This window comes from Sulfuricurvum sp. (genome assembly GCF_028710345.1).
In the GTDB taxonomy this organism is placed as follows: Bacteria; Campylobacterota; Campylobacteria; order Campylobacterales; family Sulfurimonadaceae; genus Sulfuricurvum.
Window position 1 is genome coordinate 97,911 of sequence record NZ_JAQTUH010000004.1, and the last position, 15,072, is coordinate 112,982.

Below are 15,072 nucleotides of genomic sequence, written 5' to 3' on the forward strand. Positions count from 1 at the left end.
TGCCTAGACACGGAAGCTACACATCCTAGGACATTAGATGCCGTATCAAATACGGCATGACGAGAGTAATTTAAAGTGCTGCTTTAGCAAGAGCCGTGAGGGCAGTAAATGCCGCTGCGTCGTTCATAGCCATATCAGCAAGAATTTTGCGATCAAGTTCGATGTTTGCACGTTTAAGACCGTTCATGAATACAGAATAGCTCATTCCGTTTAGGCGACAAGCCGCATTAATACGGATAATCCACAATTTACGGAACTCACGTTTTTTCTGTTTACGATCACGGAATGCGTATACGAGTGAGCGTTCTAATTGCTCTTTCGCTTTACGGAAGTGCTTATGACGAGCACTGTAGAAACCACGTGCGAGTTTCAATACTTTTTTATGACGTCTGCGTCTTACGACACCAGTTTTTACTCTTGGCATTTTTTTCCTTTCTTGACCCGGTTCACTTTAAATATAAATGACGGGGTGCCGCTTTGCGGACTTGCCCAACGTACTGTTGGAGAGTTTATGTAGAGGTTTAGTCTACGATCATCTTTTTGATAGCTTTAACATCAACATTCGCAACCACTTTAGGGGTGTTTTGCTTACGACGAGTTCCAGCATCTTGTTTTGTCAAAATGTGACTGCGGAATGCAGAACCACGTTTAACAGTGCCATTTTTCTTTACTTTGAAGCGTTTTACAGCCCCTTTTACCGATTTCATTTTTGGCATCGACTTGATCCTTTCGCAAAAATTCTCTAAACGAGACGCGGATTATACCATAAAAAACGTTATGTCTTGATTTTATTTTTTGTCATCGTGCCACGACATGGAATTTACAGCGAACAGAGAGGTTCCGAATCAAGTTCGGAATGACGAAAATAAGTTACCGTCATCCTGAACTTGATTCAGGATCCAAATAGGAGAAGAATCTTTTATTTTTTATCGTCTTTTTTCGGATGGATCATCATGTTACAATAACGACCTTCCATAGCAGGGGTTTTATACATCATCCCAACATCTTCAACCATTGGCCAAACACGCTCTAATACCGCTACCGCAGCTTCAGGGTGCGCCATTTCTCGTCCGCGTAAAAATACACGGAAGTGGACATGTTTTCCCTCTTCGAGAAATTCACGGGCGTGTTTCACTTTGTAACCGACATCATTATCCGCAATTTTTACCGAAAGCTTGATCTCTTTGACCTCAACTTTGGTTTGTTTTTTGCGCGCCTCTTTTTTCTTCTTCTCTTCTTGATAATGAAACTTACCGTAGTCCATGATCTTCGCAACCGGTGGTTTCGCATCCGGAGAGATCAATACGAGGTCAAGCCCCAGTTCGTTGGCTTTAGCCATAGCCTCTTGGATCGTAATGATCCCTAATGCTTCACCACCATCTACCACACAACGTACCTCAGGAACGCGGATATCCTCGTTCATTTGGACTCGGTCTTGTTTTTTAATCAAAAATGCACCTCATTAATTTTTTGTTTGATCAAAGTTAAAAATTGCTCTTCACTTAGATTGTACTGTTCTCGCGATCTTCTATCTCGCACCGCAACACTTTTTGAGCCAACCTCTTCATCACCTAAAACGATGATCATCGGAACGCGCCCTTTTTCCGCCGTTCGGATACGTTTATTAAGAGAATCGTTTTTATCGAATATCTCATAGTCAGCACCCATATCGATCAGTTTATCTCCCAACTCACGGGCATACGCGACGTGTGATTCGGCAATCGGAACGATAGCGACTTGCGTCGGAGCGATAAACATTGGGAATTCCCCAGCGTAATGCTCCGTCAATATACCAACAAAACGCTCAAAAGAACCTAAAATGGCACGATGAATCATTACAGGCTGTATTTTTGCGTTCTCTTCGCCGTTATACTCAAGCTCAAAACGTGACGGAAGATTAAAATCGAGCTGGATTGTTCCACACTGCCATTCACGTCCGATAGCATCGGTAATTTTGATATCAATTTTAGGACCGTAAAACGCTCCGCCCCCCTCATCAATTTCATAAGAAAGGTTATTTTTATCCATCGCCGTTTTCAATGCATTGGTCGAAATTTCCCATACCGCATCATCACCAACCGCTTTTTCCGGCTTAGTCGAGATCATCATTTTATAATTAAACTCAAATGTTTTCATGATTTTATCTACAAAATCAACCACTTCTATAATCTGTTGTTCGATTTGATCGGCAGTACAAAAGATATGGGCATCATCTTGGGTAAATTCACGAACACGGAATAAACCGTGGAGTGCCCCAGTCATCTCATGACGGTGAACAATCCCGTACTCAAAATATTTAAGAGGAAGGTCGCGGTATGAACGTAAATCGTGTTCATAAACCTTGATGTGACCGACACAGTTCATCGGTTTTACTCCAAACTCAATCTCATCGATATTGGTGAAATACATGTTTTCACCATAATTTTGGTAATGCCCTGATACTTTCCACAAATCACTTCGTAGCATCTCAGGACCGCGAACCGGCTCATAACCACGTTTACGATGAGCTTTAAAAAGGAGTTGCTCTAAACGTGAACGCATACGCGCACCCGCAGGGAGCCAGATTGGGAATCCCGCACCGACCTCTTCACGAAATGTGAAAAGTTTCATTTCGGCACCGATTTTACGGTGGTCACGTTTTTCGGCTTCCGCCATTTGATCGAGATATGCTTTTAGCGATTCTTTATCAGCAAACGCGATACCGTAAATACGGGTCAACATCTCGTTTTTGCTATCACCGCCGAGATATGCACCGGAGATTTTGGTCAATTTGAAATAACGGATCAAACCAACACTTGGTAAATGAGGTCCACGACAAAGGTCTTCAAATTGACCTTGTTTATAGATCGTTACCGTTTCAGATGGAATACGATCCATAACCGCTTGTTTCAGATGATCGTTTGCAAATTTAACACGTGCTTCGTCTTTGGTGATCTCGTAACGCTCGATTTTCTCTTTGCCTTTGGCAATATCGAGCATTTTTTTCTCAATCGTTTTGAGATCCTCTTCACCGATTGTTTCATTCACTTTAAAATCGTAATAAAACCCCTCTTTTACCGTTGGACCGACGAAAAATTTAGCGTCTGTATAGAGTGCTTTGATCGCTTCTGCCATCAAATGTGCACAGGAATGTCGAAGCACTTCGAGAGACTCAGGAGAGTTGTCATACACAATCTCCTTGCCTGTAATTCCAAGTGCACCAGCGGTTTGTAAATCGATTATTTGATCGTCATGCATGAATGCAATAATATCCATAGGGGTGCCTCGTATGAGAAAATATCGCGAATTATACGGCTTTGTTGATTGGTTTGAGTTTAAAAGAACTTTTCAAACCAAAAATAGCACTTATTTTGAAGTGGTTTATCTATTTTAACGAAACAATTACTCGATTACGACCCTCTTTTTTTGCTTTATAGAGAGCTTGATCGGCAAGATCAAGTAAATGAGTCACCGATTCAATTCCTTGATGGAATTGAATCACTCCAAAGCTGGCCGTTACATCAAGACCCTGTGGATAATATTTCTCAATCTCTTTTCTCAGCCCTTCAGCTTTAATTTTTGCATCTTCGAGTGTGCAACTATCAAGTACCAATATAAATTCTTCCCCCCCAAAACGGGCAGCTATATCTTCTTGACGTGCTTTTTGACGAATCAAGCCTCCAATTTCACGCAACACTTCATCACCAACGATATGTCCATACGTATCATTAATACTTTTAAAATGATCAATATCGATTATAATAATCGATAAAGGGTCGTCGTGACGCATTGCATGTGCTACTTTCGAAGCAAGTACATCACTAAGATAATGACGATTATAAAGACCTGTTAATTGATCATGTACCGCTATCTCTTTTAAAAGATCATACTGACGCTTGAGGGTAACATGAGTTTTTACCCGTGCTTTAACAATAGAGGGGTGAATAGGCTTAGTGATATAATCCACCGCACCCAAGGATAATCCATACCCCTCTTCCTCGATAGAATCTTTCCCCGTAACAAAAATTATGGGAATATTCGCTGTTTCACTATCTTCACGAAGCAATCGACAGACATCATATCCATTCACATCAGGCATCTCAACATCGAGCAAAATCAAATCAGGAGTTGGGTCTTGTGTTGCCAATTCTACTGCACGTGTCCCGTTATGAGCAATTTTTATAATATACTCATTTTTGAGAATATGTGCCATCGTTTGAATATTTAACCGAGTATCATCTACAATCAGAACTACCGCTTTTTTGCTCATTGAATCATCTCTTCAATACGTTCTATTAATTCGAGTGCTTTCTCATACTCAAGCTTCTCAATACTTTTTTTAAGCTCTTCTAACACAACGGCAATTTTTTCATCCGTAGCTTCATCAAAAGCACCTAAATATCCTGCATCAATAAACAAACTTTTGTTTATATTTTGTCGTAAAAACTCAAGTTGTGTCCGAAGTTGTGTCTTCTTATCAATAAACGGGTGTGGACTTTTGGGATTCACAACGCGTTCTTTAATCAGCACTATCGTTTTATTTAAAATAGTTTCGCATTCGACAAAGACCGTCTCAACCAATAGATGATTTTTTTCCCGCGCCGCAACTTCCAATTTTTTAGAGCTCAACCGTAATGTTGTCGCTGAGACGCTAGCCGATGCACTTTTTAGCTGATGGGTTTGTTTTTGAATCTCTGCAAAATCACCTTTATCCATTGCTTCTTTAATATTATTTATGAGCCTTTGGGTATCGCGCAAAAATAAATTGATTGCACTATTTAGATTCTCCTCATCTCCCCCTGCACGCTTAAGTGCATCTTCATAGCTCCAAGATACAAAAACATCAAAATTTGCTTTTAATTCCTCTTTATACTTGATAATTTGTTCTTTTAATCTATCGGTTTTTTTTCCTTTACGGGTCAAAAAAAGGACTCCGATACCAACAAATACTAAAAAACCAAGCGAGACCCATATCCATGCATGACTCTTATTATCCTCAATAGTTATTTCTATCGGAAGAGGAGTAGGAATACTCTTGGGAAGCACTTCATTTTTTATTATTGTTGGCTCAACGCTCTTATTTTTCCAAAGTATAGAACCGTCAGTGGGTCCAAAATAACCATTAATATATGCATCAGGATATAGTTTTTTAAATTGCGTTAAAACAACCGTTGCCGATTCTTTTTTATCAAACGGTTCTAGTGTCACGATGAATGCTTTACCCGATGGTCGCGCAAGAACTTCAAAATGGTATGCTTCTTGAAGGGCTAATTCTTTACCGCTAAATGTAGAAGCAAATAAATCCAACTTCTCTTTCGCCTCATCAAATGTACTAAAAGAGGCTAAAACAACCTTATAACCTTGTTGTTCATTGGCATATATCGTGCTAAAAGTGATTAAAAAAAGGAAAATAAAAATAGATCTCACTGCACCAATGACCTTTCAAAAAAATTAGTGAAAAAGTTTACTTGCTTATCGAGAGGAAAATATGCGCCATTATATCATGGTATTTAAAATTATTTGATAACAAAGAGGATTATTTTAAAAAATGGTGGTCCCAACAGGACTCGAACCTGTGACCACTACCTTGTCGAGGTAGTGCTCTACCAACTGAGCTATAAGACCACTGTGTGAGTGAAGGCTGAAATTATAATGAGGTGGAAGTTAAAAGGGACTTAACTTTCACACATCTTTGGTTTAAAGTTCAAAATCATGAGCCAAAGAACGGCAAAATCAATCATCATATCGGCTGTATTAAACACCGCAAAGTTAAATCCGCAATGCCAGTAGACGAAATCTACCACCCCTCCGTGAACAAATCGATCCGCAACATTGGATAAACCAGCCCCTACCATAATCCCTACAGGGATGAGATAACATTTTTGTTTAAGCCATAGAGTGTATCCAATAACTCCTGCCAAAAGGGCAAGCTGTATCCATTTAAGGGACTCTGCCAAAAAGGCAAACATCGAAAATGCAACCCCTTTGTTATACACTAAAATCAAATCAATACAAGAGGTATAAAGGCGAAACCCATCAAGAAAAATCGATTTTATTGCTTGGTCGATAAGCAAAGCACCGCTCAGTGCTAAAACTAAAACGATAATCGATCTAACCATTAAGTGCCTTTTCAAAAAAAGCGACCAATTTTTCCATTGCTTTTTCCATCACTTTGGCATCTTTCCCCTCTAAAAGGAGTCGAAGTTTGTTTTCTGTTCCCGAATAACGGATGAGATGGCGCATATGTTCTGCATCAATCTTTGCAAGCTCTTCACTTAATCCCTCTATCTGATCGAGCGGTTTTTTCACTTTTACTTTTATGTTGACCAATTTTTGGGGATAAAGTTTAAAAGGACGAAGTACTTTGCTCGCTTTTTGTCCCGATACTAGGAGCAGGGATAACGTCTGCAATGCACTCATCAAGCCATCCCCTGTTTTGGCATAATCGTGTAAGATTATATGACCGCTTTGTTCACCACCGAAGTTAATTCCCTTCTCACGCATCATTTCTAACACATATTTATCTCCGACATTGGAGCGAAAAAGCTTAAGACCGTTTTCATTCATACAATCCTCTAGCGCTTGATTACTCATCACAGTCGAGACGATTCCATCCCCTTTGAGTTTTCCGCTTTGATGTAAGAAAAGTGCCAAAGCACCAAGAATCTGATCCCCATCAACTTCATCCCCTTTTTCATCGACCACAATCAGACGATCTGCATCTCCATCAAGAGCCAAACCGATATCGGCACGGTACTGCTTCACTGCTTCACGCAAATCTTTGGTATGTAATGCGCCGCATCCCTCATTAATATTAAATCCGTTAGGCTTATCGTGCAATACAATTACTTCAGCACCCAATTCATCAAGTACCGTTGGCCCCACTTTATACCCTGCCCCATTAGCGGTATCCAGTACGATACGCAACCCTTGCAGTGTCAATTCACGGCTAAAAGAGTTTTTGAGCTGAACGATATAGCGACCGATAACGTCATCAATCCGTTTTGCCGCACCGATTTTTTTACCGGTTACTTGCCCCTCTTCCAAACGAACTCTATCGTGTGCTATTGCTTCGATTTGCGCTTCGATTTCCTCGGAAAGCTTATTCCCCTGAGCATCGAAAAACTTAATCCCGTTATCTTCAAACGGATTGTGACTTGCCGAAATCATAATCCCCGCATCACAACGCATGTTCAATGTCAAAAAAGCGATAGCAGGAGTCGGCATCGGACCAATCTCTATCACATCATATCCTACCGCCGTCAAACCACTGACAATGGCATTTTCAATCATATAACCGCTTTTACGGGTATCTTTACCGAGCAAAATCTTTTTTGTTCGAGCATGTGCACTAAAATAGATACCGGCTGCCATCGCTACGCGCATCGCCAATTCTGCCGTTAAAAATGATCCAGCTTCACCTCGTACTCCATCTGTTCCAAAAAGTTTCATAAATTTTTTCTTCCTTTTATTAGTTAATTTTTCTTTTTTATTTCTATTTCTATAAATTTTAACTTAAATTTAATTTTCTTTAAGGTAATATTTCACCCTAAATTAAACCTCGACAAGGATAAATGCCATGGCAAACCATAAGTCAGCATTGAAACGTATCCGTCAAACGGAAAAACGTACTGAGCGTAACAGATTTTACCGTACACGTATTAAAAATATCGTTAAAGCGGTTCGTACTGCTGTAGAAGCAGGAGACAAAGATGCTGCACGTGCGGCTCTTGTTATTGCTAACGCTAACTTGCACAAATATGTTAGCAAAGGTGTCTTGAAAAAAGAGACTGCTGCACGTAAAGTAAGCCGTCTTCACCTAGCTGTTAACAAACTAGCCTAGTTTCTTACACACTAAAACGAACTCGTCCGTTTTAGTGGCAAGGACTAAAGTCCTTTGCAATCCCCTAAAGCTACGAAAACTTTGTTTTCGAGATTTATGGTGTATGTAATACTTCACTGCTTTCAACTCCTCTTTTAGGAATCACTTATGTTATCCGACAAACTCATCCCTTTTATTAACCGCTATAACGAACTCACCGAACTTCTCAGTTCTCCCGATATTGGAAATGATATTAAGCGCATGACCGACCTCTCTAAAGAGCAATCCTCACTTTTAGCCATTTATACCAAAGCGACCGAATACAAAAAACTTCTCGATGATATCGAAGAGAATAAATCTCTCGCCTTTGATGCGGAGCTCGGAGAGTTGGCAAAAGAGGAGATAAGAGCATTAGAACCTCTCGTTGAACCACTCGAAGAGGAGATCAAAAAACTCCTCATCCCAACCGATCCCAATGATAAACGCAATATTTATATCGAGTTGCGTGCCGGTACAGGTGGAGATGAAGCGGCAATTTTTGTCGGAGATTTGTTCAATGCCTACGTCCGTTATGCCGACCTCAAAGGGTGGAAGATAGAGCTGATGAGTGCAAGTGCCTCCGATGCGGGGGGATACAAAGAGCTCATCGCCCTCATCAAAGGAGAAGGTGTCTACACCCGTCTCAAACACGAAGCGGGGGTTCATCGCGTTCAACGTGTCCCTGCTACCGAGTCCCAAGGACGGGTTCATACCTCAGCAATTACGGTCGCTATCATGCCTGAAGTAGACGATGTCGAGGTCGTTATCAATGAAAATGACCTCAAAATCGACGTTATGCGCTCATCGGGTTCTGGGGGGCAAAGTGTTAACACCACCGATTCGGCGGTACGGATTACCCATATCCCAACCGGAATCGTCGTCACCAACCAAGATGAAAAATCGCAACACAAAAACAAAGACAAAGCGATGAAAATCCTCAAAGCCCGTATCTACGATATGCAGATGATTGAAGTCAAAGAAAAAGAGATGAGTGAGCGCAAAGAGCAAGTAGGATCAGGGGATCGATCGGCTCGTATCCGCACCTACAACTACCCTCAAAATCGGATGTCGGATCACCGCATTACGTTGACACTGTACCGTTTAGAGGAGATTATGCAGGGGGGATTGATGGATGATATTATCGAGCCTCTTATTGCTGATGAGCAAGCACGGTTGATGGAGAGAAACGGGTTATAAAAATCTCCAAGTGGTCTCAAAAACCCCTTGCACTTCCCCTTTAAAGGTAATCACACCCTCGTCTAATCCGAGATACAGCGTCTCTCCACTTTTCGGATAGACACGTGCACGATCCGCAACCAAACTTTCAATAGATGCACGGTAAAAACAGGCCGCCATCCCTGTTCCGCAGGCTAACGTCTCATCTTCTACACCACGTTCATAGGTTCGCACATGGATTGCTCCATTGCTTTGAACCGATGCGATGTTTACATTTGCGTTGTACTTGTGACGTAATTCCCGCGCCATATCAATATCAAAACGCTCCATATCAGCATCAAACGTTACCAAATGCGGAACTCCCGTGTCAATAAGCCACCATCGCATATCATACTCAACAATTTCATCATTGACAACATAGGGAGGGGTCAAATCGCTTTGCACCATATCCCCCTCTACACTCGCTTTAATCACACCTGCACCGGTTAGAAACTCCATCTCAGAGTGAGCTAAACCAAAACGGTGAGCATAGTGAGCACATGCACGAGAGCCATTTCCGCACATCGATGCAGTTGATCCGTCAGCATTGTAAAACTCCCATTCAAAATCATACGTTTCATGGGGCAATAGTACAATCAAGCCATCGGCACCGATACCTCGCTGGCGGTCACATAGCACTTTTGCCAGTTCGGAGCGCTCAGCACCGTGCAGGGTGTGAAAGATGACAAAATCATTACCGCTTGCGCAATATTTAGCAATTTGGAGCATGGTAATCCTTTGGGATTAAATTATCGTAATTATACCTTAGGTGCGGGGTAGAGTCTTTTAATTTCTTCCACAAACCGTTCACACTCATTCTGCAAATGTTTAAGATTGGAAGAGTTATCAATAACCCATGTTGCGCGGGCTTTTTTCTCTTCAATATCCATTTGGCTCTCGAGTCGGCGCAAAGACTCCTCCTCGGAAAAACCGTTACGCTTTATAAAGCGTTCTAATTGTAACGATTTAGGAGTATAGACCACTACACATTTCTCTATCGGATAGGAAGCAGTCTCAAAAAATAGGGGAATATCAATGAGATAGGGGTATTGAAAAGTATCCTGTTTTTCACTCTCAGCTTCGATCGCAGCACGAATTTTTGGGTGCAAAAATCCTTCAAGCTCTTTTTTGGCTTCAGGATGAGAAAAAATCATTTTCCCAAGTTCAGGACGATTTACCGTTGAACCTTTGATAAATTCTTCTCCAAAGTGTTCTCGAATCCATCCGCTATTTTCATCTAAAATACGGTGAGAAATCATATCGGCATCGATAATGCGTAAACCATTAAGCCCCAAAAGTGTCCCTACCGTACTTTTGCCCGTAGCAATCCCCCCGCTCAATGCTATTGCATATTTATACGCCATTTAGTTACGGATAATGCCCAAATAATTTTTACGAACATATTGCGGCATCGCAAATACTCCAACATGAACATCACAATTGTAAAACTGCTGCCCTTCGAGCAAATCACTGCGTTGTAAAATAATATCGGCGGTCGGATGGTACTCGCGTGAACAAAGAAGCAACGTTGTTCCATCTCCAGCGTAATATGGCATTATAATTTTAAAATAATTTCCTAGAATATGCATCAATACCGTATTTCCGATTACATCATCAAGTGATGGATGCTGTAGCACAAGAACCCCATCTCCTTTTAATATACGACCAATATGTGCAATAACGGCTGCATCATGAGTAAGGGTATCCATTAAAACAACATCGGCACTTTTATCCTCAACACTACGGAGGGAATCGAGTAGATTATTAACACTGATAGTGCTAACCGATGTGTTACGATATCTCTCAAGTTCTCCCATCAAAAGAGCACTATTATCACTCGCGAGCAAAACCGCATTTGGTTGTTTGTGGGTACATAAGGCCACATGGACCATCATTTCAGGATAAATAAACGTTTTCATGCTCTTAAAACTCTTTTACTGGTTAATTTGAAAGCGATTGTAACATGCGCAGATTAAACCTCATTGAAACGCATAATCAAGTTATACTCGCTTAAGAATAGTGCAACTACTTTTTACTATAATGGCATCAAATTATTACTATAAGCAGGAAATCCCATGTGTGCTGAAAGAATTCAACGTTTTTTGATGGCAATTGTACTGACAATAGCTATGTTACTCTTTGCAAACGGACAAATGTTTTATGCAATGATTATCCAAACTTTTGTAATACTCATGGTCATAGTATGGGCACTAACCGATTTTTGCCCATCCATTTGGATTTTTACCAAACTTTTTGGAAAATGCCCTAGTAAATAAACTTCTCCTAACGGCTCTTGCGTTATAATTGCACTATTAAATTTTAGTGGAGTTTCCATGAGCCAAATCAGCTACAAAGATGCCGGAGTCGATATCGATGCAGGTAACAGTTTTGTCGAAAATATCAAACCCCTTGTCAAATCGACGACCATTCCGGGAGTTTTAGGTGGAATCGGATCATTTGCCGGTGCGTTTGAACTTCCTACTGGATACCGTGAACCCGTTATGCTTGCAGCAACTGATGGAGTCGGAACCAAGCTCAAACTCGCTATCGATTCGGGTATCCACAACACTGTCGGTATCGATTTGGTTGCTATGTGCGTAAACGATTTGATTTGTAACTTCGGAACCCCCTCTTTCTTCCTCGACTATTATGCTACAGGCAAACTCGATGTAACTGCTGCTACCGCTGTTGTAAGCGGTATCGCAGAAGGATGCCGTCAAGCCGAATGTGCCCTAATCGGTGGAGAAACGGCGGAGATGCCGGGGATGTACCACTCAGATGATTATGATTTAGCAGGATTCGCCGTCGGTATCGGTGAAAAAAGTGAACTTGATCGCTCTAATAAAGTAGCGGCGGGTGATATCCTCATCGCATTGCCAAGCTCAGGGCTTCACTCCAACGGATTCTCTTTGGCACGTAAAGTATTGTTTGAAAAAATGGGGATGAAGTTCGACGATCAGTTCGAAGGGAAACCACTCATTGAGACCCTTTTGACCCCTACACGTATCTATGTCAAAACATTCAAAGCACTCAAAGATAAAATCCAAGCACTCGCTCACATCACGGGAGGTGGAATCGTTGAAAACTTCCCGCGTGTTCTTCCTGAAGGTCTACGCGCCGTTATCACCGAAAGCTCTATCCGCGTATTGCCGATTTTCGAGCTTATCGGTCAACATGTTGAACGTCATGAGATGTTTCGTGCATTTAACATGGGTGTCGGAATGATTCTCGTAGTCAAAGAATACGATGTTGCCGATGTTCTCGCCGCAACTGATGGCTATATTATCGGTCATCTCGAAGAGGGAAAACGCGAAGCGATCCTTGTTTAACCCTTTGTTTTTATTGTGTTAACACAATAACTCATTTTTTATACTATCATTTCATTGTAATTCGCACAAGGAGACTCAATGAATTTGAAAGTACTCTCTATCGCGGTCGTTGTAACGGCTGTCGCTATACAATTTATCCCTTATGGAAAAGAGCATACAAACCCACCTGTCGTAAGTTCACCTCTATGGGATTCTCCCCGCACTCAAGAGCTTTTTAACCGCGCTTGTGCCGATTGTCACTCCAATCAAACTAAATACCCATGGTACAGCAATATCGCCCCTATTTCATGGCTTGTAATGCATGATATCGAAGAGGGGCGTGAGAAATTGAACGTCTCTATGCTCGGTGTCCAAAAGAAAAATAAAGTCAAAGATGCAGCAGATGAAGTAAAAGAGGGAGAAATGCCGATACCTCCGTATTTCATTGCCCATCCTGAAGCACGCCTCAGTGATACAGAGAAACAAGAGCTAATCAGCGGTTTGGAAAAAACATTCGGAAAAGAAGAGAAATAAGGGGGGCGTGAGCCCTTAATGTTGCCCATCGGAAGTTCCGATGGCATTTATTTGAGTAAATCCGCTCGAGGGAAAGTAAATGTTGATTGTCGAATAACCGCAACTTTATCTTTTGCATCGGTTGCGTACGCTTTAATCGTAATCGGAATAACGGTATCTTTACGATCATCAGTGACTAAAGTCTCATCCGTATACAAAACAACCACTTTTTTCTTCACAACACCTGGTTTCACTTGGAATGGTTCAGTCGGATTACCAATTTTGATTTTACCTTCCATCCCTTGTGGAGCAACTATATCAAAATAATAATCATGGTCTTCATTTAATGTATTTTGCAACAAGAACGTATACGCATTATCAACACGTACTTTCCCCTCATCCAATTGATGAATCGAATAGAGACGATTTTCTTTATTGATGTTGAGGAGCATATACTCTTTTTTACTTCCCATCATTACCAAAATAACCGAGACTATTACCAAGATTACCATATAACCGATAATTTTCGGACGGAGATAATGGGTTTTCCCTTTCATATAGAGAGTCTCTTTTTCACTCGACCACTCAACCAATGAAGGTTTACCAAGTTTACCCATAACCTCTGTACATGCATCAACACACTCTAAACAGTTGATACACTCGAGTTGCAACCCTTTGCGAATATCGATATGGGTAGGACAAACCGTTACACAGCTCTCACATGTCGTACACTCTGCATTGGTATTGACAGCAAGAAGATCTTTTTGTTTGGTAAACATTTTCTCTTTTTGGTCATTATAAATCTCACCGCCACGGTTTGGATTATAGACTGCCATAACCGTATCATCATCATAAAGAACCGATTGAATACGAGAATAAGGACAAACATAAACACAAAAATTCTCTTGCAAGAAAATAACATCATAAACTAAAAATAGGACTATTCCTACAATCGCACCCACAAGAACGGTATGTTCCATCGGGTTTTGGATGTACGCCAAGAAATCCTCAGGAGGGACAAAATACCACATCAAATCGGCAGCAGCGATAAACGCCAATCCCGTCCAAATCAAAATCGCCACAAGACGTTTAATTTTATTCTCTACTTTTGAGTAATCAGGTTCTTGTTGCTTGTTTTTAATCCGCTTGCGAAGACCTAAAATCGTTGTTTCAATCAAATCACGGTAGACAACACGAAAGATAGTCTGTGGACACATCCATCCACAGAAAACACGTCCGCCCAATACCGTAATACCGAAAATTCCGATGAAAAGAATCATCAGCAAGAACGGCATCAAATAGAGCTCTTGCATATCAAATTGAATGAACATCAAATGCAATTTCAATTTATCAAAACTTAGCAAGAAAAGATGGTTTCCATCAATGGTGATCCATGGAATCACTAATGCTATAACTGTTACGATCCCATAAAACCAGTAGCGCTTAAGACGCCACGACACCCATCCTGCCAAATACTCTTTCCCTTTTGGGGATACAGTTTCTTCACTCATTATACGACCTCCATCATATTTTTGATTAATCAATTGGACAACGAATCGTCCCTATCACCATAGCTTCAGCATCTTCATTCTCACCCAATCCGATGACACCGTTAACGACCTCTTTTAGTTCACGCGATTCAATATAATCTTTAAGGGAACTCCGACTAACCCCCATCACGCGGGCAATTTCACTCACACTTTTCCGTTTTTTCAACAAATCAATAATCTGTTCCAAATGAACATCAAATTTTGAAGAAGATTTAGATCCACGTGGTCGTCCAATCCCTTTTTTTGCATCATCCTGAAGAATCTGTCGTAATTGATCGATAAGTCCTAAGACTACCATTGTATCACTATTACGGTCGATTATGACTCCTTGTTTTACAAAATGGATCGTATTATTATTTTTCAAAAGACAGCTAAACATTTGAACAACGTCTTCGATACAGTTACTGAGCGTCCAAGTATCGTAAACCAATAACGTATCGCCATTTAAAGAACGAAAAAATCGTACTACTTCATGCCGATCTACTAACCGTTTATTTTGGGACGTCTGATCAACAAGCTCTTCATTGATCATAATCTCTTTTTGGTCAGCATAACCGTTAATTAATTTAAGCTGTTCATAGACACCGTCAAAATCTTTATCCGGACGGATGTAACTTACAACCATAGCGATTAAATTCCTTTATCT

General features: G+C 40.9%; 18 protein-coding genes and 1 tRNA gene. 4 read left to right on the forward strand and 15 right to left on the reverse strand.

The window, feature by feature from the left end:
- Positions 1–70: 70 nt before the first annotated feature.
- The 9 genes from rplT to glmM form a co-directional block, all read right to left on the reverse strand.
- Entirely contained in the window at positions 71–424 is a 354-nt protein-coding gene (gene rplT, locus PHC76_RS06765; RefSeq protein ID WP_299971032.1) for a 50S ribosomal protein L20, read from the reverse strand.
- 97 nt (positions 425–521) lie between these two features.
- Positions 522–716, reverse strand: coding sequence for a 50S ribosomal protein L35 (rpmI, locus tag PHC76_RS06770; RefSeq protein WP_299971034.1), 195 nt, complete (start codon positions 714–716; stop codon positions 522–524).
- Between the two features lie 203 nt (positions 717–919).
- Entirely contained in the window at positions 920–1,447 is a 528-nt protein-coding gene (infC, locus tag PHC76_RS06775) for a translation initiation factor IF-3 (protein WP_299971143.1), read from the reverse strand.
- Positions 1,447–3,255, reverse strand: coding sequence for a threonine--tRNA ligase (gene thrS, locus PHC76_RS06780; protein ID WP_299971037.1), 1,809 nt, complete (start codon positions 3,253–3,255; stop codon positions 1,447–1,449). Before thrS ends, infC begins: the two co-directional genes overlap by 1 nt.
- Positions 3,256–3,364: 109 nt before the next feature.
- Positions 3,365–4,249 carry a diguanylate cyclase gene (locus PHC76_RS06785; protein WP_299971040.1) on the reverse strand — a complete coding sequence of 295 codons (885 nt, stop codon included), beginning with the start codon at positions 4,247–4,249 and terminating at the stop codon, positions 3,365–3,367.
- On the reverse strand, positions 4,246–5,406 hold the full coding sequence (locus PHC76_RS06790) for an Hpt domain-containing protein (protein WP_299971043.1): 1,161 nt from the start codon (positions 5,404–5,406) through the stop codon (positions 4,246–4,248). The genes PHC76_RS06785 and PHC76_RS06790 overlap by 4 nt, the downstream gene beginning before the upstream one ends.
- A 122-nt stretch (positions 5,407–5,528) precedes the next feature.
- A tRNA-Val gene (locus PHC76_RS06795) sits at positions 5,529–5,604 on the reverse strand.
- A 50-nt stretch (positions 5,605–5,654) separates the two neighbouring features.
- Positions 5,655–6,098 (reverse strand): signal peptidase II, encoded by a 444-nt coding sequence (lspA, locus tag PHC76_RS06800; RefSeq protein WP_299971046.1) that lies wholly within the window; start codon positions 6,096–6,098, stop codon positions 5,655–5,657.
- Positions 6,091–7,431, reverse strand: a complete 1,341-nt coding sequence (glmM, locus tag PHC76_RS06805; RefSeq protein ID WP_299971049.1) for a phosphoglucosamine mutase — start codon at positions 7,429–7,431, stop codon at positions 6,091–6,093. Before glmM ends, lspA begins: the two co-directional genes overlap by 8 nt.
- Positions 7,432–7,558: 127 nt before the next feature.
- Here glmM and rpsT point away from each other — a divergent pair, with 127 nt between their 5' ends.
- Together rpsT and prfA are read left to right on the forward strand one after the other, a co-directional pair.
- Complete coding sequence (rpsT, locus tag PHC76_RS06810; protein ID WP_299971052.1) at positions 7,559–7,822, forward strand: 30S ribosomal protein S20; 264 nt, start codon at positions 7,559–7,561, stop codon at positions 7,820–7,822.
- 147 nt (positions 7,823–7,969) lie between these two features.
- Positions 7,970–9,037 (forward strand): peptide chain release factor 1, encoded by a 1,068-nt coding sequence (prfA, locus tag PHC76_RS06815; RefSeq protein WP_299971056.1) that lies wholly within the window; start codon positions 7,970–7,972, stop codon positions 9,035–9,037.
- On the opposite strand, the gene dapF is transcribed toward prfA, so the two are convergent.
- The 4 genes from dapF to PHC76_RS06835 form a co-directional block, all read right to left on the reverse strand.
- A complete protein-coding gene (gene dapF, locus PHC76_RS06820) occupies positions 9,032–9,784 on the reverse strand; it encodes a diaminopimelate epimerase (protein ID WP_299971058.1) in 753 nt (250 codons plus the stop codon). The genes prfA and dapF overlap by 6 nt on opposite strands.
- A 29-nt stretch (positions 9,785–9,813) precedes the next feature.
- A complete protein-coding gene (gene coaE / locus PHC76_RS06825; protein WP_299971061.1) occupies positions 9,814–10,419 on the reverse strand; it encodes a dephospho-CoA kinase in 606 nt (201 codons plus the stop codon).
- Positions 10,420–10,974, reverse strand: coding sequence for a spermidine synthase (locus tag PHC76_RS06830; protein WP_299971064.1), 555 nt, complete (start codon positions 10,972–10,974; stop codon positions 10,420–10,422).
- A gap of 239 nt (positions 10,975–11,213) precedes the next feature.
- Positions 11,214–11,390, reverse strand: a complete 177-nt coding sequence (locus tag PHC76_RS06835) for a hypothetical protein (RefSeq protein WP_299971067.1) — start codon at positions 11,388–11,390, stop codon at positions 11,214–11,216.
- On the opposite strand from PHC76_RS06835, the gene purM reads away from it, so the two are divergent.
- Both purM and PHC76_RS06845 read left to right on the forward strand, forming a co-directional pair.
- Positions 11,389–12,384, forward strand: a complete 996-nt coding sequence (gene purM / locus PHC76_RS06840; RefSeq protein WP_299971070.1) for a phosphoribosylformylglycinamidine cyclo-ligase — start codon at positions 11,389–11,391, stop codon at positions 12,382–12,384. The two genes, PHC76_RS06835 and purM, sit on opposite strands and share 2 nt — an antisense overlap.
- Positions 12,385–12,462: 78 nt before the next feature.
- Positions 12,463–12,897 (forward strand): heme-binding domain-containing protein, encoded by a 435-nt coding sequence (locus PHC76_RS06845; RefSeq protein WP_299971073.1) that lies wholly within the window; start codon positions 12,463–12,465, stop codon positions 12,895–12,897.
- A 47-nt stretch (positions 12,898–12,944) separates the two neighbouring features.
- Here the strand turns inward: PHC76_RS06845 and ccoG are convergent, their stop codons facing one another.
- Positions 12,945–14,387, reverse strand: a complete 1,443-nt coding sequence (gene ccoG / locus PHC76_RS06850; protein ID WP_299971076.1) for a cytochrome c oxidase accessory protein CcoG — start codon at positions 14,385–14,387, stop codon at positions 12,945–12,947.
- Positions 14,388–14,412: 25 nt separating this feature from the next.
- Complete coding sequence (locus tag PHC76_RS06855; protein ID WP_299971079.1) at positions 14,413–15,051, reverse strand: recombinase family protein; 639 nt, start codon at positions 15,049–15,051, stop codon at positions 14,413–14,415.
- Positions 15,052–15,072 lie beyond the last annotated feature (21 nt).

Excerpts from the sequence above, each read along its gene's own strand:
- PHC76_RS06855 (WP_299971079.1), bottom strand. The coding sequence starts at position 15,051 with ATGGTTGTAAGTTACATCCGTCCGGATAAAGATTTTGACGGTGTCTAT.
- rpmI (WP_299971034.1), bottom strand. The coding sequence starts at position 716 with ATGCCAAAAATGAAATCGGTAAAAGGGGCTGTAAAACGCTTCAAAGTA.
- PHC76_RS06785 (WP_299971040.1), bottom strand. The coding sequence starts at position 4,249 with ATGAGCAAAAAAGCGGTAGTTCTGATTGTAGATGATACTCGGTTAAAT.
- rplT (WP_299971032.1), bottom strand. The coding sequence starts at position 424 with ATGCCAAGAGTAAAAACTGGTGTCGTAAGACGCAGACGTCATAAAAAA.
- PHC76_RS06830 (WP_299971064.1), bottom strand. The coding sequence starts at position 10,974 with ATGAAAACGTTTATTTATCCTGAAATGATGGTCCATGTGGCCTTATGT.
- lspA (WP_299971046.1), bottom strand. The coding sequence starts at position 6,098 with ATGGTTAGATCGATTATCGTTTTAGTTTTAGCACTGAGCGGTGCTTTG.
- PHC76_RS06835 (WP_299971067.1), bottom strand. The coding sequence starts at position 11,390 with ATGGAAACTCCACTAAAATTTAATAGTGCAATTATAACGCAAGAGCCG.
- purM (WP_299971070.1), top strand. The coding sequence starts at position 11,389 with ATGAGCCAAATCAGCTACAAAGATGCCGGAGTCGATATCGATGCAGGT.
- dapF (WP_299971058.1), bottom strand. The coding sequence starts at position 9,784 with ATGCTCCAAATTGCTAAATATTGCGCAAGCGGTAATGATTTTGTCATC.
- coaE (WP_299971061.1), bottom strand. The coding sequence starts at position 10,419 with ATGGCGTATAAATATGCAATAGCATTGAGCGGGGGGATTGCTACGGGC.
- rpsT (WP_299971052.1), top strand. The coding sequence starts at position 7,559 with ATGGCAAACCATAAGTCAGCATTGAAACGTATCCGTCAAACGGAAAAA.
- thrS (WP_299971037.1), bottom strand. The coding sequence starts at position 3,255 with ATGGATATTATTGCATTCATGCATGACGATCAAATAATCGATTTACAA.
- ccoG (WP_299971076.1), bottom strand. The coding sequence starts at position 14,387 with ATGAGTGAAGAAACTGTATCCCCAAAAGGGAAAGAGTATTTGGCAGGA.
- glmM (WP_299971049.1), bottom strand. The coding sequence starts at position 7,431 with ATGAAACTTTTTGGAACAGATGGAGTACGAGGTGAAGCTGGATCATTT.
- PHC76_RS06845 (WP_299971073.1), top strand. The coding sequence starts at position 12,463 with ATGAATTTGAAAGTACTCTCTATCGCGGTCGTTGTAACGGCTGTCGCT.
- prfA (WP_299971056.1), top strand. The coding sequence starts at position 7,970 with ATGTTATCCGACAAACTCATCCCTTTTATTAACCGCTATAACGAACTC.